This window comes from Stieleria magnilauensis (assembly GCA_007753675.1).
GTDB lineage: Bacteria > Planctomycetota > Planctomycetia > Pirellulales > Pirellulaceae > Stieleria > Stieleria magnilauensis.
Genome location: CP036432.1, coordinates 10,285,591 through 10,303,824, shown reverse-complemented (window position 1 = coordinate 10,303,824; position 18,234 = coordinate 10,285,591). Strand labels below are relative to the sequence as shown.

Genomic DNA, 18,234 nt, shown 5'->3' with positions numbered 1-18,234 from the left:
ATGGCGGGTCAACTAGAATGGCTCCGGGGTGAATCGGACGGTCCTGCGCCGCACCAGCCGCGGACGGACGCGAGCGCTCTGGCCAGAGCACTGCAGACGGCAACACCATGGCGCATCGATGAGCGAAGACGACATCACCCAGCCGACCAACGCGTCTCAAACCCCTTCCAGACTCGACGATCAGGTCGCCACCGGCGACTACTCTTTGGAATCGGCCCGGCAACATGCTTCCGAAGAGGAACTGACAAAGATCGAAGAGTTTTCCGTCTTGGGGTTTCTGGGCAAGGGTGGTTTCGGAACGGTCTATCGCGCCTATGACGGCTTGCTGCAACGTGAGGTCGCGCTCAAGGTCCCGCATCAACGCCTGGTCAATCAATCCGATCTCGCCGCGGCGTATCTGCGTGAAGCCCGCGCGATGGCCAGCTTGGACCATCCCCATATCGTGCCCGTGTATCGGGCCGCCGCGACGCAACAGGTCGCCTGTTATCTGGTCACCAAACTGATCCACGGTTGTCCCTTCGGCCAGTGGCTTCGGCGAAAACGTCCCTCCTATCGACAGCTTGCCGACGTCCTTCGCTACGTCGCCGACGCGCTTGCCTACGCCCATTCCCGCGGCATCGTCCATCGCGACATCAAACCGGGCAATATTCTGATCGACGAAGAGGATTGTCCGTATGTCGTCGATTTCGGTTTAGCATTGCGCGACGTCGAGCGTGAAGGCCGCAGCGCCTACGTCGGAACGCCGGCCTACATGAGTCCGGAACAGGCGCGGGGTGAAGGCCACCGGGTCGACGGGCGCTCGGATATTTTTTCCCTCGGCACGGTGTTGTATCAATCGCTGACCGACAGCAAACCGTTCAAAGGCGAAGACCGCGACAGCCTGTTCCAAGAGATCATCTATCACGATCCGGTCGACCCTCGTGAAATCGAGCCCGAGGTGCCGGCGGAACTCGCGCGGATCTGTCTCAAGTCGCTTTCGAAGTCCGTTCACGACCGCTACGCCAGTTGTGAACTGTTGGTCGATGACTTGGCGCACTTTGTCGAATCGATCGACGGCGAGTCGTCCACGTCTATCGCGTCGGCTCCGTCGGCGTTTGGTCCGGGCGCAACTCAGGCAGACAGCCACCGCCAGCGCCGCACCCTGCCCAAAGGACTTCGCCCGTTTGATTTGCGAGATGCCGAGCACTACTTGGAATTGTTGCCCGGACCCTATGACCGCGACGGCTTGCCGGACATTGTCCGATTTTGGTTGGCGCGGATCGAGTCGAACGATGCGTCCAGAGCCGTCCCGGTCGGACTGATCTATGGACCCAGCGGGTGCGGAAAAACGTCGCTGGTCCGGGCCGGTATCATGCCGCGATTGGGCAGTCCGTGCACGAGCATTTATCTGCAAGCGACTCCCGAATCAACCGAGTCGGCCCTCGCCGGTGCGATCCGATCGAAGTTCGGCGATGCCCGTTTTGGATCGGTCACGGATCTGGCGGACCTGATTGCCGCTCTCCGCCGCGGCAATCAACCCAAGGTCGTGATCTTCATCGATCAGTTCGAACAGTGGCTGTTCTCCCATCCCGACATCGAACGCGAATCGTTGACCGCCGCGCTGCGACAGTGCGATGGCGTACAGGTGCAATGCATCTTGATGGTGCGCGACGACTTTTGGCTCGGCATTTCACGATTGATGCAAGCGATCGATCTGCCGATCGCCGAGAACGAAAACGCGACGCTGTTGGATCTGTTTGATACCCGTCACGCCCGTCATGTGCTGGCGCTGTTCGGCGCCGCGCACGAGCGATTACCTGATTCACAGACTCATTTCAGTCCACGCCAAAATCAATTCCTGGATTCGGCGATCCGTTACCTGGCCAGCGACGGTCGAGTGATCTGTGTCCAGTTGGCGCTGCTGACCGAAATGCTCAAACATCGCAACTGGGAAACCAGCTCGTCGCTGTTCAAAGACGGCGGCACCGGGATCGGGGTCCGGTTCCTGGACGAGACCTTCGACAATGAGCGTTCGCCGCGGCGGATCCGGTTGTTCGCCGAAGGCGCCGAGCATGTTCTCCGCGCCCTGTTGCCCGAATCGGGGTCGAGTATCAAAGGCGCCGTGCGGAGCGAGCAGGAACTGATGGAAGCGACCGGCTACCGCGATAAAGCCGCGTTCCGTCGACTGATCGCTGTGCTCGATGGTGAGCTGCATCTGATCACCCCGACCGACCGGACCGAAGAAGACAGCTTTAGCAGCGAATCGTCGACTAGCCAGATCGGCACGACCGGCTATCAGCTGACGCATGATTTCTTGATTGCGCCCATCCGTCACTGGGCCGAATTGCGAAACCGCACCACCAAAGCCGGCAAGGCGCGATTGCGGCTGGATGAATTCACCGAACTGTACCGTGCTCGTCCGCTGCCCCAAGCGCTGCCGACGCTCAGCGAATACCTTGCCGTTCGTCGACACATCCCGCCATCGACCTATACCGGACCGCAGTTGAGGATGATGAACGCCGCCCGACAGCGCCATCTCGGTCGGCTCGGGGCGTGGTTGCTGGTCGTCGGATTGTTGTTGGCCGTCAGCTGGGGCGGCTACGCGTTCGTGTTCAACCAAATTCGACAGCGGGACAGTCAAGCGGCGCTGACCCGCCTGGTCGACGCCGAGCTTTCCGAAGCGATCCCGTTGGCCACAACGCTGCGCGAAGATGCATGGATTCGAGCCCAGGCGTCGACACTCGTTGCCGATCCAAATTCCAGGCCATCGGTTCGTGTCCGCGCGGCCCTGGTCAATGCAGACCGAGACGTCGTCGCGGCAGAAACATTGACCAGGCACGCGCTGACCGCGCCGGTCGACGAGGTCGTCCAGATCGCGCGGAACATCGTCCCCTTGATGAACTCCACCAACGAGCTGGCGGTCGGCCTGTGGCGAGACCAGACCGCGACGCGCGGGGAATTGCTTCGCGCGGCCTGTCTGATCGCCAACGACCCCGGCAGCATCGGTGGCTTCGATGATCCGGACGATCAAGCGGTTTTGGTGCAGTTGCTGCTGGCCGAAAATCCGGTCTGGTCGAAGAACTGGGGGCTGGGGTTTTCCCCGCTGGCGGAGACGTTGCTGCCGCGGCTTGCCAAACACTTGTCCGATCCGCAGCGGGAGCAGCCTTCGTTGACCGCCGTCAATTTGGTGCGTCAGTTCGCCGAAACGGATTTCCACTTGCTCGCCGACCTCGTCCGCTCCGCCCACGCCTCCGAATTCAACTTGCTGTTGGAAACGATGGAAGCGGATCCGGATCGGGCACGTGATGCGCTGCGGCGGCAGTGGGATCAGATCAGTCAGGCCGAGACCGCGGTGATCGATGTCACTCGTCCCTGGGGGTCGCCCTGGTGGGTCGCCGGTGATCGTGATCGAGTCGATTTGACACCCAACCCGGCAATCGACGACGCCCTCTTGGTTCAGCTGGACTCCTTTCAATCGGTGATCGGCCCGCACGCGATCGTGGCCCACCAGGTCCCTCGCGATGGTCTGGCCGGACTCGCCACCGAACTCGCCGACAGCGGCTATCGAATCGGACATCTTGCCGTCTATCGTCACGACGCACAGCGCTATTGTTTTGTCCTGTTCACGAGAGACTCGTTGGAGTCGAAGTATGCGTTGGATCTCTCGGCCGATCAGGTGCGCGCCCTCAATCGCGACCATCGTGACGAAGGCTTTCTTCCCGATAGTATCAGCGGCTACGCCGACGAAGATGAAACCCTGCGCTATTTCGTCAGCTGGATTCGCCCGCCGCAGAACAACGGCGTGACCGCCGCTGACCTGTATCTCGAGGTGCCGGGGAACCATCACCAGAGCGACGGATGGCAGCCGATGCTGCAACGGGGCCTGTCACTGCCGCGATTCAATCTTTCGGTCCGGCAATCGGATCTGCCCGAGCAATTCACGTCCATTCGCTGGCAAACGACTCGCGGGATTCGATACGCCGACGCCTGGAACCAGTCGGCCGACGAGTGTCGCCAGATCATCCAATGGAATCGATCCTCGCCAGTGCTTGTGGCGGGATCCAGCTTGGCGATCGACGGTCGACGCGATGGGACGGTCACTCCGGTCTGGTGGCATGATCTTCCCGTGGAGGCGAAGTTGCTGGAACACCAAGGACGACTCGATCACCTGCGTGCGGCGGGAAAGCTGATGGCCGAGGGGTACTTTCCCGTTTCGCTCGATGCGGCCGCCTTTGACGACGATCGGACGTTTCGATTTCACTCGGTCTGGTGGCGCGGGCTGCCGGAGATCGATGCCCAGGTCGCCTCCGCCCGAGTTCGCTGCAATCTGGCACTGGCGCAGTTGCGACTGCAGCAAGACCAGAATGTGAAAGCCGCGCTCGCCGGCCATTGGGGCGAAGAGACGCGCGGCGCCGTCATCGCTGGATTCGGCGAGTTTATGTTGCCTCCCGAGTGGTTGTTCGACCAGATTCAAAACTCGCAAGATGACCAAGCCCCGCAAGACGCGACGAGGGTCCGCAGTTGCCTGATGGCGTTGAAGCTGATTCCGGTCGACCAAGTCAGTCCGCAACAACGGTCGTCGGTCACGGAGGTTTGGCGTGATCCGCTTCGGCGAACGACCGACCCGGGCATTCGGTCCGCTTCACTCGCGCTGGCCGTCGCTTGGAATCTGGATCTGCCCTTGCCGCCGCCGAGTGATCCCGATCGTGAGTTCCTGGCCGTCTCGGGACAGCGGATGGTGGTCGTTCGGCCCGAAGCAACCGTTTGGCTCGGTTCGTACGGCAATGAACCGGGGCGTGACGGACAGAAAGAGCCGCGGACGGCGTTTGTGATCGACCATGACTACGCGATCGGGGCTACCGAAGTGACCGTCGAGCAGTTCCTGGCGTTTCGCAGCGATTTCGACTATCCCGAAGACTATGCCCGATCGATGGACAGCCCCGCGATCAATTTGACCTGGTATGACGCGGCAAGATATTGTCGCTGGTTGAGCGAGCAAGAAGGCATTCCCGAAGACGAGATGTGTTATCCCGAAATCGATGCGATCAAGCAGGGCATGGTCGTCTCGGCAGGATCGGTGGATCGAATCGGTTATCGGTTGGCAACCGAAGCGGAATGGGAATATGCCTGCCGCGGCGGCGTGGATCGCAACCGCTGGTTCGGCTTTGACCCGAAACGACTCGATGACCATGCCTGGACGGTCAGCAATTCCAAGTTCCGAACCCAGCCCGTTGCCCGCTTGTTACCCAACGACTACGGACAGTTCGACATGTTGGGCAACGTGATGGAATGGTGCCACTCCCAAAGTCTCGCGTACCCGCGGCAATCGCTTGCACCGGCGACTGATCCCGGCAATGAATGGTTCGACGTCGAAGGGCGCACCCGGATGATCACGCGCGGCGGCGCGATGCTGTACCAGCCCGGTGACGCACGCGCCTCCCAACGCAATCTTCACGGCGCCGATTCACGTTGGGTCTACATGGGATTTCGAATCGCCAGAACGATCCGGCCGGCGCTTGAGTGACCGGCCGCGTGACGGCCTGTCGATGGAAGCCCAATACCGCTAAGTCAAGCTTGGGTTCCTAAGGTGAGGGCCCGTAGGCTCGCGCCAAACGGCTGAGATTCGTTTGAGATCAGCCGGTTCGCGTTGGCGCGAGAGGCCCCTCATCGATGTAGCCAAGCTCAACGTGTTGTCCGCGTGACCGACCAGCCTTCCGGCGGATCCGGCAACTCGAAGGCCTCGTGGTAGGCACGCTGCGCTCGCTCGACCCAGACCAAGGTTTGCTGGTGCAGCTTGGTCGGCTTCATCCGGACAGCTTGACTGGCCAACGACCTGGCTTGTCCAAACTCTTGTTTGGCCACCGCCGCGATCGCCAAATTGTGCACCGCGACGGATGAAAACGGATATCGCTGCTGAACCTCTTGCCAGATCGCTTCCGCCTCACCCCATCGCCCGGCGACTGCCAAGGCATTGCCGCGACGAATGGCTTGCGTGCCGGGCAGCAAGTAGGGGATTTCCAACTGCACACGTTCCCGCACGACCGACGGTGTGATCAGCGGCAAGGTCTCGCGAACGAGCGCCGATTGCAATGCCGCATCCTTGTCGACGGCCAACGCTAAATCGGGGTAGCGTTTGAGCGCGGATTCCAATTCCACCACGACCGGTTTGCCCAAGGGCCGACCTTCGGTCTGTGTTTGGACGTCCGCGCTGACCGGCGTTAAACGCCAAGAAACGGTCAGCCGGTTGCCCGCTTCGGTGATGGATCGGGGACGCCGATCCGGCAGAATCTCGCCGCGCAAGATGAAGTCGATGTGTCCTTGTTGAGCCTTTTTGGCCAGCGCCAAATCACTTTCGTCGTCGGCGTTGTAAGACACCAGCGAGACGCCTTGATCAAAGCCCGGCGTCGATTCGTTGATCGATTCGGCGGAAACCAAGCGGGTGGAACGACCGGCGTCGGCGGGAGCGGCCTGCAGCAGTTTTTCATGAATCGGCGTGGCCAGTTCCCGGGGACCGACGATCTTGGGAACCATCACCGAATGACCCACCGTGGAACGCAGCGTTGGTGGCGACCAAACGTGAATCGGAGCGCCCATGCGACAGCCACCCAGGGACGTGAAACACGCAACCAGGAAGGCACAACGGGCGAGGGGACGAACGCAAGTGACAATCATCCCCGACGCGATACGCAATCGGTGCAGATCGAGTCAAGAGCGTCTCGGAAACGGTATTTGGGCCCACCGATGGCAGCGCGAACCCACGGATTTTTTGCACCCTGTCATCCAACGCTGTGAAGCATTTATTCCCTGCGTTTGACGAAGTGTTAGCGGCAGGGCGCAAGCCCTCCGGTCCCTCATCGTTCCCGAAGCACCGGAGGGCTCGCGCCCTACCGCTAAAAGATGCTTCACAGCGTTGCCTGTCATCCGTGGGGTCGCGCTGCCATCGGTGGGCATTAGTTCCGCGGCACCCCAAATCCTAAAAGTTGACGGTGCACTAGCGGGCCCGCGACGGGGGCCGCCGTGGGGTGTAGAGGCAGCAATCGGACGGGCAGACATCGTGCCACGGACCCAACATTCCGGCCGCGTCCTTCTGCTGGCGAAGCCCGATGCGTTCTTCCACCAGTTTGCGAATCATGCTGACAAAACCAGCACTGATGCCCGGTGTTGCGGCACGGCCCATCTTGATGCCACGCTCTCGGCACAGCGTCGCCGCTTCGTCGTCCAGATCGTACAACACTTCCATGTGATCGCTGACAAAGCCGATCGGGACGATCACCAGCTGATTCAGTTTCTCCGCATCATCCATCTCGGCGATCGTGTCGCACACATCCGGCTCCAGCCAGGGCTGCTGCGGTGGGCCGCTGCGGCTCTGGTACACCAACCGCCACGTCTCGACCCCCACCGCCTCGGCGACCAATCGCGACGCTTCATGCAGTTGCTTGACGTAGTCGCAGTTGTCCGCCATCCCCATCGGGATGCTGTGGGCGGTGAACAACACCGTCGCCGCCCCCGGCTCGGTTTCAAGCTCGGCCAGCGATCGGCGGACACTGCTCGCCATCGTTTCGATGAAGTCCGGATGATTGAACCCCATCCGTACTTTTTCGACCAACGGGGCTCCTTCGCCGACCTCCTCTTGCGCGGCGATGATGTTTTCGCGGTACTGACGGCAACCGCTGTAGCAACTGAACATGCTGGTGAAAAACGCAATCGCCCGTTTGCACCCATCTTCCTTCATCTGCCGCAAGGTGTCCGGGAACAGCGGATGCCAATTCCGATTGCCCCAGTAAACCGGCAAATCAATTCCGTTGGATTCAAACTCGGTCTTGATCGCGGCCAGCAGCTGGCGGTTCTGTTCGTTGATCGGGCTGACGCCGCCAAAACTCTTGTAGTGCTCGGCAACCTCCAGCATCCGCTCGCGTGGCACGTTTTTCCCTCGCAGCACATTCTCCAAGAACGGCATCACGTCCTCGGGGCCTTCCGGGCCGCCGAAGGAAACCAACAGGAACGAATCGTAGGGCAGGTCTTGGTCAGACATCGATCGGGTGAGTTCACGGAGCGAATGGAAACCGGCGGGACATTCTCCCCGATCGTCAATCCAGATGTCAGAGGGGGCTTGGTCGTCGCATCGTTGACCGGGCCGATCGTCGGCCGCAGCAGAAATTCGCTCCAGAAGAAACGTCGGCGAGCACCGGTTCCCATCACCCCGCTGCAACATCGAAATTGGCATGAAAAATGCACTCTTGCGCGTTCGCGTCCGTGAACAATGAATCCCACGAAGGTGCCACCATGGTTTGGGTCTTGATCGCTTCGATATTTGTGCTGTGTTTGGCGTTGGTGGTGATGTCCATCCGCGTCGCAATCAGTGATGAACGTCTCGATTTGAGAGAGATGAAGCTGATGAAAAACCTGTCGCGATACGCGAGTCGAGTTTCTGTCACGCCAGAGAACTTTTATCGCGGGCCGAGAAATTTCGGCAAATCGGGGAGCCCGAAGTTCCCCAAGGTTCCGGGGATGGGCTCGTTCACGGCAACCTAATCCTTGGCCACTCGCTTTAGCGAGGCCGCCATTTGGGGTGTTACGCCGGCTGATCGTCTCAAATTACGACAGTTCTCGCAAAATCGAGCGTCGGCGGGCAGCCGGTCGGAAGTCGGCGGAAATCATCTCGTCTGCACAAAAAGTTTCCGACACGGGCGAAAATATCTTGTCAGTAGTTAGCGCCCAGCCATCAGGTGGGTGGCTTCCTTCAAGCCGGCTTCGATCTCTCCGATCGGCCAGTATTCCAGCCCGACGTAGCCGTCGTAATCCGTTTCACCGATGGCGCGAAAGATCTCGCCATAATTCAGTTCGCCCCGCGTCAGTTCATTTCGGCCCGGGTTTCCGGCGGCGTGGAAATGACCGATCCGACCGATGTTGGCGGTCGCATTGCGGATCACGTTGCCTTCGCTGATCTGCTGGTGATAGATGTCGAAGACGACTTTGACGTTTTCGCTGGCGACCTGGTCGACGATCGCAAACGCTTGCTCGCTCCGCACCAGGTAATAACCCACGTGGTCGATCAGATCGTTTAGCGGTTCGAAGACCAACGTGACGCCGGCTTGCTCCAACATCGGTGCTGCTTCGCGCAGCCCGTCGACCAGGCAATCGTGTTGTGCTTCGTTGCCGGCGTCGGGCCGGAAGTCGCCGACCTGGGAAATCAGGGTTGGGCATCCGAGCCGCCTGGCCGCTTCGATCGATTCGCCGAGTCCGTCTAGATAGGCAGCCCGACTGGCCGGGTCGACCAGGCTGATGAACTTGGTGCAACAGGCGGCGATTTGCATTTGGTGTTCCGCCGCGGCATCTTCGATCTCCGCGAGATCTTTGTCCCACCAGCCCCAGAATTCAAAGGCGTCGATGCCACACGCTTTGACGCGGGCGATCGCCTCGCGCGGCGCAACGCCTTCAAAAACGGCGTCGATGCAAACCGAGGGACGAAGGCTTGAGGGTGTGGGTTGACTGCTCATGACAGGACCGAAGCAACCGCTTCGCAGAAGGAGTTCATTTTGGTTTCGCTCATGCCGGCAACGTTGATCCGACCGCTGCCGACGATGTAGATGCCGTGCTTGCTCTTCAGCTCGTCGACCTGCATGGGGCTGAGCCCGCTGTAGGAGAACATGCCTTTCTGACGAAGCAAGAACGAGAAGTCGTGGCCCGAGCCGGTCGACTTCATGGTTTCAACGAATTGTTCTCGAAGTTTGGTGATCCGCAAACGCATCGTTTCCAGTTCTTCCTTCCACAGTTCGGTCAGCTGCTCGTCGGCCAAAATCGTGGCGACGATCGCACCACCGTGTCGCGGCGGATTGCTGTAATTGGTGCGAACCACTCGCTTCAGCTGACTGAGTGCCGCGGCGCACTGTGGGGCATCGGCCGCGACCAGCGAAACCGCGCCGACCCGCTCGCTGTACAAGCCAAAGTTCTTGGAGAACGACGTGCAGACGATCGCTTCGTCGACATGTTCCAGGACTGTTCGCAAACCGACGGCGTCTTGCTCGATCCCGTCGCCGAAACCCTGGTAGGCAAAATCGATCAGCGGCAACAGATTCTTTTTTGCGATCACCGCTGCGATCTGTTTCCAATCCTCGGGCGTCGGGTCGATGCCGGTCGGGTTGTGACAACAACCGTGCAGCAGGATCGCGTCGCCGGGTTTGGCGTTGTCGTCGAGCGCACCGAGCATGCCGTCCAGATCCAGCGACGTGCGATCATCACCCAGGTAGCGATACGTTTCCGACGGCAATCCCGCCGCGGAAAAAATCGCCGGATGATTGGCCCACGTGGGATTGGGCATCCAAATCCTGGCCTTTGGCAATTGGGTCTGCATGAAATCCGCGGCGACTCGCAACGCCCCGGTACCGCCGGGCGTTTGCAGCACCGCCACGCGATCGGCCGCCAACGTCTCCCCGAAGACCAGATTGCGGACATCGGCGCGGTACTCCGGCAAACCATCGATCGACAGATAGCCCTTGGTCGCTTCGCTGTCCAAGATCTTCTGCTCTGCCGCTTTGACCGATTTCAAGATCGGTGTCTGCCCGTTTTCGTCCTTGTAGACCCCGACCGACAAGTTCATCTTGCCTGGATTCGGGTCCGCGTTGAAAGCTTCGGTGAGTCCCAGAATCGCATCCGGGGGGGCGGTTTGAATGACGGAAAAACGATGACTCATGATGGTGGCTCGCGCGTGGGCTAGGCCTGGGGTGGAAATGGACGTTGCCAATGCCCGCGAATCGTAGTCCAACGGCGGCAATTCGGCTATCCTGTCCCCGACCCAGGACGCGGCCTTTTGGTTCAGGACCGTCGCCGACGCTACCTCTCCCGCAGACGTTTCGCCGGCGCAAACCGGCCGCAACGATTTCTCGACCAGTTGAGGCCCCCACTCGGCGGAGCTTGAGCAGCACCACGGGCGTCCGATGTGCAACGTGAACCGAGTGCGGTGTTTGCACAGAGCTCTCTTGCTGTGACTCTGGCTCGCGGACTTTTTAGCGATTGGCGTGGGCCCGCTGCCGCGTTGATTCTGATTCGAACCCCAAACTGTAGGGGCGAAAGACCAGGATCGGATCGGCGACCAACGCACCGAAACCTCGTGTGCGCGGATCGATGCCCTCGCGATGCAGCGCCAGGGCCAGTGCGACGTCGCGGACCTGAGTTCGATGAGTCGTCTTGGGCGGTACCATCGATCGCCAAACGTGGCTGATTCGCGTGTCGGCTGAAAAATTTGCGATCCAGGCGTCGATTTCCGCTGTCGCAAAATTCAGCTTCGACGCGGCCAACAGAGCGGTCGCAATTCGCGACGGCGATTCGGCCGGATCGTTCAACACCCGTCGGCAATCCGATTCGACCAGCTGACCGCAATCGTACCGCAACCCGATCACCAACCGGTCACGCAAATCGATCGGCGCGTCGGTCAAGAAACTGCTGACCAATCGCGACAGGACGCGGCGCTCGTGGTCACGCAGCGCCTCCGGGCCGCTGCCGGGATTGCTCAAGTGGGCGACCAGTCGTAGCGTCGCCCCGTCGGCCGTCTTCAGCTTGCGAGCCGACGCCAACGAAAGCACGACCGACCACGACGCAATGTCGTGTCGATCAAGGGTTTCGATCTCTGCCCAGCGAGTCGCATTGGTCGAGACTCCTGCCAGCAAACGCCCGATCCCCGGGCGATCTTGGACGGCCGCGGCGAACATCAATCGTGCGTCATGACCACCCCCGGCGGCATCACGAAACTGTTCCCATCCGGTCAGCTCGCGACCGTCGAACGACGCGTCGTAGAGAAAACGTTCCATCAGGATCTCGCGCTCCCGCATTTCCAGACGACTCAATAAACGTTGCTTGGAAAGATAAAGCTCCAAGTCCGGGGGCGGGAACGGATTGGCGCGAAGCAGGGCTTTGATGTGTTCTGCCAACACTTCGCTGCCAATCGCCATTGCGAGTAGTCGCGTTTCCGATCGCCCACGTGTGGAGAATGAATCGGCGGCCAATCCCGCGACCAGTGCTTCTAATTCAACCGACGGTTCTGTCTGTGGCGACGCCGGCGCTTGGGATTGGACACGGCCGGTGATCAACGCCGTCAACGTGAGGGTGAAGAGCCAAAAGAAACGGGCATCGGGTCGACACATCGGCAATCAAGAGCACATCGAGTTGTTTGCAAGGTAAGAAACCCTAGCCCGTCCCGATGTCGATACCGGCTTCCACGCCGCGTTGACCGTCCAAATCCTCATCGGAAGACGTCAACGGTTCGGGTACACTGCGCGACCGCTACAACCCGAACGCTACGCCGAACCTTTGCACTGCCAAGCAACCACGCCATGAAACTGATCTGTTTCGAAGACGAATCCGTCAGCCAGCTCCAGCCGATCACCCTCGCGCGGCCCGCTTATGCGATCACGTGTGCGAGCTATCAGTTGGTCGATTGGTTGAAGCTGTTGCCCGGCGAATTGACCGTTTCCATTCGCAACTACTTGGCGCCGATTCAATTGCTGGAATCCGATCTTTCCGCTCCCTCGCGGGATTCGGTTCGGGGCGAAGAGATTCTGTTGGTCAACGCGCGATTGGTCCCGCGCGTCGACACCCTGGCGGCCCTCAAGTCACTCTGTGCGGCCACCGTTGCCGGTGTGGTCCGCTGCGATCGAACCGGTGCGATCTTGGCCGCTCGTCTGACGGCAAAGGAATCGTCGCGGCTCGATGCGCTGCCGCCGAGCCCGGCCGACAAGGTGGAGGAGCCCGCTTCGCCGTTTCAGAAAGCGGCTCGCAAAGCGGTCGGCGACCTGGAGAAGCTCAGTGATGACGGTGTGGCCAAATCCTTGTTGGAACTCGCCGCTGATCTGCCCACCGACTCGCTTCCGATCAGCGCGGACGACCTGCCGGCGTTCGGTTGGCCCCACGAAGTCGTCGCCTGGCACATGACGGAAATGCCGATGGCCATGCAGTGGCGACTGGCACGCGGCGGATACACCGAAACGGCCGACGGTGTGTTCGTCGCCGACGGCGTCTCGATCGGACAGTATGCCGCCGTCGATACCAGCGAGGGGCCGATCCTGTTGGACGAGAACGTCAAAGTCGGTCCCTTCTGTTTGTTGTCCGGACCGGTCTACGCCGGACGCGGGACACGCATCATCGAACACGCGGCGCTCAAGGATGGCGTCTCGCTCGGTCACACCGTCAAAATCGGTGGTGAAGTCGAAGCGTCGGTCATCGAGCCGTACACAAACAAACAACACCACGGGTTTCTCGGTCACAGCTATTTAGGAAGCTGGATCAACCTGGGCGCCGGGACCTGCAACAGTGACCTCAAGAACACGTACGGCAAAATTAATATCGAGTACGGGAACGAAAAGATCGCCACCGGCATGCAGTTCCTCGGCTGCATCATGGGCGACTACAGCAAGACGGCGATCAACACCAGCATCTTTACCGGAAAGGTCATCGGGGTGTGCAGCATGTTGTATGGGTTCGCGACGTCGAACGTTCCCAGCTTTGTCAATTATGCCCGGCTGTTCGGGCAGCAGTCGTTGCTGCCGGCCGAAGTCATGGTCAACACCCAACAACGCATGTTCTCGCGCCGAAAAGTCGAGCAGCGGGAATGCGATATCCAGCTGATTCAGGACATGTACAAGTTGACGATCGCCGAACGTGATCGCGCCGACCACGACGGGTTTTGAGCTGCACGCCGTAGCAATGAGGAATGCGGTCGGTTTGCTGTGAAGGACTGCGAACGCCTTTGGCTCAGATCGGAGACTGGGCATTGGAGGCTGCCAGATAAAGGGCCAGCGCGAGCAAGGCGGCCGGAAGGGCGAACAAGCGAATCAGCATCGGGGTCTCAGTGAACGGGTCTCAGTGAATGGGGCGAGATGTGGGTACGTGCGTGTTTGACAGGGTGCAGCCTGAATGCCAATTGGAAAAACATCGAATTTCCGCGGTCTGACCCCGTCACGCGCCATCAATGAGACACCTCCGCAGTCTTCAAAGTGATCGCACCCAATTCTCGCCACCCACCGGGGACAGACCCCGCGCCGAACGGGGACAGACCCCAGGTGACCGGGGACAGACCCCAGGTGAGCTTTCGTTGACCGGGGACAGACCACGAATGATCCGGACGGGGACAGACCCCGGAAGAGCTTGGTCAAAAGATTGGTGGATCAAAAAATGGGGTGTCCCGATTGCAAGACAACCACTGACCTGAGTGCTCGTATTTTTTGACCAATCCATTTTTTACCCCGTGCCTGTCTTTCTCCTCGCGGGTGGGGGAATGGGGACAGACCCTCGGCTTCCTCGGTGGGTGGATTTGGTATCCTTGATGCCCTGTCGCTTCCCTCTCTCCCACCTGGATCACAGCATGACGTTCACTCGAAAATTGATGGTTGTTGTCGCGTTCGGTTGGCTTGCCTCCACACTGATCGCGACACCCGACGCACAGGCCGACGTTTACGAATTGCGGATTTATAAGACGGCCGAAGGCAAACTCGACGCGCTCAACGCTCGCTTCCGCGACCACACCATGCGGCTGTTCAAGAAGCACGGGATCGAATCGATCGGCTACTGGGTGCCCACCGACGAAGAGGCCTCCAAGGACACGCTGATCTACGTGATCAAGCACGCCAGTCGTGAAGCCGCCGCCGAGTCCTGGAAAGCGTTCATCGCCGATCCAGAGTGGAAGAAAGCCGCCGCAGCATCCGGCGTCGGACGATTGGCTGAGCCGCCCGAATCGATCTACATGGAGGCGACCGACTACTCGCCCAACTACGAAAACGCCGAAGGCGATGAAGACGACGTTTTTGAATTGCGGATCTACAAGGCCCGCGAGGGCACCCTCGGCAAACTCGATGCCCGGTTCCGAGATCACACCATCGACCTATTTGCCAAGCATGGCATCAAGTCCGTCGCCTATTGGCATCCGACCGATGAGCCGGATTCGAACGACACGTTGATCTACATCATCGAGCACGAAAGCGCGGACGCGGCCAAGCAATCCTGGAAAGCCTTCGGATCGGACCCGGCTTGGAAAAAAGCCGCCCGCGAATCCGGTGTCGGTGGCTTGGCCAAAAAGCCCGAATCGATCTACATGAAGGCGACCGATTACTCGCCGATCCAATGACCCCGCCTCGCGACGCACAATCGGATCATGCCAGGACCAGTTCTGGCCGCTGGCTGCCGTGATCCGCGCCGCGGAAATGGAGACGCGGTGGAAGACTTCACCGCATTTAACGTCTTTGGCGATAAACCCGTTCAAGATGCTCGTGCCGACGCTTCGATAAGCCACTGAGGAGGAGCCTGGTAATATCGGTGGCGTTGGCATTGACTCGAGCGAGGTGGCTCCGGACGAGTCACACGGGCGGCAATGATGCGAGATCCCTCTTGCGCACACACGATCCGATCCTCGATTCGATTGCTAGCATGCATACTCATGCTCAGCAGTCTTAGCATCGGGTGTAGCCGTTCCAAGTACCGTTTGGCGGCTGACCAGGAAGCGTACAACGCGATCGCCCAACGCAACGGCGACCCGCGTTGGAGCACGGTCAAGTATGGCATCGAGCCCGATCCGCGGAGCCGCTACGCCGACGTCTACGACCCGGACTGTCCACCGATCCCGGTCGACGACCCCGCCTCGCGGCAGTACATGCGATGCGTCGACGGCAAGCAAGGTTGGCGGCATTGGTACGACAACGGCATCCGTGCCGGATTGGAAAACCCGGCTTGGCAGGCGTTGCTGGGCGAGTACGTCGAACTCGCTGACGATGATTCAGTGATGCTGGATATCGATTCCGCGTTACGTCTGGCCTACGTGCACTCGCCGAATCATCAAACACAGCTCGAAACACTCTATCTGTCGTCGTTGGACGTCACCCGCGAGCGATTCGAGTTGGACACCCAATTCTTTGGCGGCTATGACATCGGCTACAGCCACAACGGCTCGATCATTCCCGCGCGACTGAATCACGACGGTAGTCGATGGGTGATCGCTCCACCCCAAACAGGCGCGCAACGCAATCTGCTCGCGATCGGCACGACCGGCCAGCGGCGGGCGTTGGAGGCGCGGCGCCAATTCGCGACCGCGGGAACCCTGTTGGCCGGCTTTGCCAACTCCTTCGTGTTTGAGTTCACCGGACCGGACGCGGGACTTTCCGCCTCGCTGTTGAACTTCACCTTTCTGCAGCCCCTGTTGCGCGGTGCGGGCCGTGACATCGGGCTCGAAGGCCTGACGCAAGTCGAACGCACGTTGTTGGCCAACCTGCGATCTTATGCGCAATTTCGACAAGGCTTTTACACGCAAGTTGCCATCGGCGAACTGGGCGTCGTCGGTCCGCAGCGAAACGGACGCGGCACCAGCCTGCAAGTGTTCGGCGGCCAGGCTCAGCTCGGTGGTTACGTCGGCTTGCTGCGACAGTTGCAACAAATCCGCAACGCCGAAGACAACTTGAATTTGCAAATTCGTACCCTCGCCCAGTTGGAAGCGTTGCTCGTCGCGGGGCTGATCGATTTGGTCCAAGTCGACCAATTCCGGCAGAACGTCGAACGCGATCGGGCCAGTTTGTTACAAAGCCGAAACGACTTCCTGAGATCACTCGACCAATACAAAGCCTTCACGCTCGGACTGCCGCCCAACTTGCCGGTCGAATTGGATGACGATCTGATCCATCAGTTTCAACTGGTCGATCGTGCGGCCACTGCGATTCAAGACACGATCGCTGAATTCCAGCGGCGTCCGAGCGAATTGGGCGAGAACCCCGATCCGGAAGCCATCGAGTCGCTCCGTCGCGACGTCTATGAACTTGTCCAACCCCTTCGCGAAAACCTGGTCACCGTGGCCACCGATTTGAAGTTGGCCAAAGACTCGATTCCGCTACGCCAGCGCGCGATGGACGACGCGGCCAAGGAAGCCTTCGCCCGCGAGATCACCGAACTGGACACCGGCTACGCCGATCTACTGATCCAGTTGGAACGCATCGAAATCGAAGTGGAACGGATGAAAGCAGGTTTGCCGCGGCTTCCCGATCCCGACGAATTCTCGCTCCGACTGGATGCCGATGAAGATGACGTGGCGCCCGTTGTGGATGAGCCAGACAGTATTGCACCAGACAGTATTGCACCAGACAGTATTGCACCAAGCAGTGATGCACCCGACGGTGCTGCAACGATCGCCGAGTTGGTCAATCCGACCGCCGAGGTGACCAGCGACATCGACCGCACGGTGATCCTGCTTCGCAAGATGCTGCGGCTGATCCAAGGCTCGATCCTGGTCCAAGCACGCGCCCGATTGGAGGCCGTCAGTGTCGATCGGATCACGTTGCAGACCGAGCAGGCGTATCAGATCGCGCTTCAAAATCGATTGGACTTCATGAACGGTCGTGCGGCGTTGGTCGACGACTGGCGGCAGATCCAGATTGCTGCCGACGCATTGCAGTCGGTTTTGGATTTCAGCGCCAGCGGTTCGGTCCAGACCGATCGCAACAATCCGCTCAGCTTTCGCGGTTCGACGGGCAGCGCCGCGGTCGGCCTGCGGTTCGATGCGCCATTGACGCGTCTGGTCGAACGCAATCAGTATCGTGAATCGTTGATCAATTACCAACGCAGCCGCCGCGCGTTGATTCAATCGCACGACTCGTTGCATTTAGGGTTACGTGTGCTGCTCCGCGAGATCGAGCAACTGAGGACCAACTTGGAGATCCAGCGCCGTGCCGTCGCGATCGCCATTCGACGCGTCGACGTGACCGGCTCGGCGCTTTACGCTCCCGTTCCGCCGCCGCAACCCGGCCAGCGTTCGGCCCCCTTTGGACCGACCGCCGCGATCAACTTGTTGTCCGCCCAGTCCGCGCTGCGCGATACTCAGGATTCATTCTTGACGGCGTGGCTGAGCTACTACGCGGCGAAGTTACGCCTCGCTCGCGAGTTGGGCGTGATGGAACTTGACCTGGAAGGCCGCAGAATCGAGACGCCGCTGCCTGGCGAAGTCTCCCCGCTGGAATTCGATGCGACGGACGTGGAACCGTTGCCACCACCGATCGGTCAGACGCTGATCGATGCGGCACAGCTTCCCGCCGAAGGTCTGATCGAAGCGGATCAGTGACTCTCGACGCCTCTCCCGCTCTGCCGGGGACCGGTCGGATGCTCCTCTATTCCGGCGGGTTTTTGTCCACGTTTCTTTTGCGTAGTTGGTCTTATTGGGCCTGGGATCGGTTTACGATGTATTCCACTTTCCCGCTTTGTCCGCCCGCCTAACGGGGCTTGTCTCCCTTCGGC

The 18,234-nt window shown here is 60.2% G+C and carries 10 protein-coding genes; 5 read left to right on the top strand and 5 right to left on the bottom strand.

What is annotated here, in order from left to right; all coding sequences use genetic code 11:
• Nucleotides 1-118: 118 nt before the first annotated feature.
• Nucleotides 119-5,503 carry a protein kinase domain-containing protein gene (locus tag TBK1r_RS36430; RefSeq protein ID WP_145221061.1) on the top strand — a complete coding sequence of 1,795 codons (5,385 nt, stop codon included), beginning with the start codon at nt 119-121 and terminating at the stop codon, nt 5,501-5,503.
• A gap of 158 nt (nt 5,504-5,661) precedes the next feature.
• On the opposite strand, the gene TBK1r_RS36425 is transcribed toward TBK1r_RS36430, so the two are convergent.
• On the bottom strand, nt 5,662-6,513 hold the full coding sequence (locus TBK1r_RS36425) for a tetratricopeptide repeat protein (RefSeq protein WP_145221058.1): 852 nt from the start codon (nt 6,511-6,513) through the stop codon (nt 5,662-5,664).
• Nucleotides 6,514-6,970: 457 nt separating this feature from the next.
• On the bottom strand, nt 6,971-8,011 hold the full coding sequence (locus TBK1r_RS36420; RefSeq protein ID WP_145221056.1) for a ferrochelatase: 1,041 nt from the start codon (nt 8,009-8,011) through the stop codon (nt 6,971-6,973).
• A 251-nt stretch (nt 8,012-8,262) separates the two neighbouring features.
• Here TBK1r_RS36420 and TBK1r_RS36415 point away from each other — a divergent pair, with 251 nt between their 5' ends.
• Complete coding sequence (locus TBK1r_RS36415) at nt 8,263-8,511, top strand: hypothetical protein (protein ID WP_145221053.1); 249 nt, start codon at nt 8,263-8,265, stop codon at nt 8,509-8,511.
• Between the two features lie 176 nt (nt 8,512-8,687).
• Here the strand turns inward: TBK1r_RS36415 and TBK1r_RS36410 are convergent, their stop codons facing one another.
• The 3 genes from TBK1r_RS36410 to TBK1r_RS36400 form a co-directional block, all read right to left on the bottom strand.
• Complete coding sequence (locus tag TBK1r_RS36410) at nt 8,688-9,476, bottom strand: hydroxypyruvate isomerase family protein (protein WP_145221051.1); 789 nt, start codon at nt 9,474-9,476, stop codon at nt 8,688-8,690.
• Nucleotides 9,473-10,669, bottom strand: coding sequence for an amino acid aminotransferase (locus TBK1r_RS36405; RefSeq protein ID WP_145221049.1), 1,197 nt, complete (start codon nt 10,667-10,669; stop codon nt 9,473-9,475). Before TBK1r_RS36405 ends, TBK1r_RS36410 begins: the two co-directional genes overlap by 4 nt.
• A 313-nt stretch (nt 10,670-10,982) precedes the next feature.
• The gene (locus tag TBK1r_RS36400; protein WP_145221046.1) at nt 10,983-12,116 is read right to left on the bottom strand and encodes a hypothetical protein; all 1,134 of its coding nucleotides are present in this window, start codon (nt 12,114-12,116) and stop codon (nt 10,983-10,985) included.
• A 189-nt stretch (nt 12,117-12,305) separates the two neighbouring features.
• Between TBK1r_RS36400 and TBK1r_RS36395 the strand changes: the two genes are divergently transcribed.
• The 3 genes from TBK1r_RS36395 (at nt 12,306) to TBK1r_RS39515 (ending at nt 18,061) form a co-directional block, all read left to right on the top strand.
• Entirely contained in the window at nt 12,306-13,658 is a 1,353-nt protein-coding gene (locus TBK1r_RS36395; RefSeq protein WP_145221043.1) for a putative sugar nucleotidyl transferase, read from the top strand.
• Between the two features lie 674 nt (nt 13,659-14,332).
• Nucleotides 14,333-15,091: an NIPSNAP family protein gene (locus tag TBK1r_RS36390; protein WP_145221040.1), complete on the top strand. Its 759-nt coding sequence runs from the start codon at nt 14,333-14,335 to the stop codon at nt 15,089-15,091.
• 309 nt (nt 15,092-15,400) lie between these two features.
• Nucleotides 15,401-18,061 (top strand): TolC family protein, encoded by a 2,661-nt coding sequence (locus tag TBK1r_RS39515; protein ID WP_473772477.1) that lies wholly within the window; start codon nt 15,401-15,403, stop codon nt 18,059-18,061.
• Nucleotides 18,062-18,234: the final 173 nt, after the last annotated feature.

What these genes read in the sequence shown, in the direction of transcription:
- TBK1r_RS36395 (WP_145221043.1), top strand. Translation starts at nt 12,306, where the DNA reads ATGAAACTGATCTGTTTCGAAGACGAATCCGTCAGCCAGCTCCAGCCG.
- TBK1r_RS36390 (WP_145221040.1), top strand. Translation starts at nt 14,333, where the DNA reads ATGACGTTCACTCGAAAATTGATGGTTGTTGTCGCGTTCGGTTGGCTT.
- TBK1r_RS36410 (WP_145221051.1), bottom strand. Translation starts at nt 9,476, where the DNA reads ATGAGCAGTCAACCCACACCCTCAAGCCTTCGTCCCTCGGTTTGCATC.
- TBK1r_RS36430 (WP_145221061.1), top strand. Translation starts at nt 119, where the DNA reads ATGAGCGAAGACGACATCACCCAGCCGACCAACGCGTCTCAAACCCCT.
- TBK1r_RS36415 (WP_145221053.1), top strand. Translation starts at nt 8,263, where the DNA reads ATGGTTTGGGTCTTGATCGCTTCGATATTTGTGCTGTGTTTGGCGTTG.
- TBK1r_RS36420 (WP_145221056.1), bottom strand. Translation starts at nt 8,011, where the DNA reads ATGTCTGACCAAGACCTGCCCTACGATTCGTTCCTGTTGGTTTCCTTC.
- TBK1r_RS36400 (WP_145221046.1), bottom strand. Translation starts at nt 12,116, where the DNA reads ATGTGTCGACCCGATGCCCGTTTCTTTTGGCTCTTCACCCTCACGTTG.
- TBK1r_RS36405 (WP_145221049.1), bottom strand. Translation starts at nt 10,669, where the DNA reads ATGAGTCATCGTTTTTCCGTCATTCAAACCGCCCCCCCGGATGCGATT.
- TBK1r_RS39515 (WP_473772477.1), top strand. Translation starts at nt 15,401, where the DNA reads ATGCTCAGCAGTCTTAGCATCGGGTGTAGCCGTTCCAAGTACCGTTTG.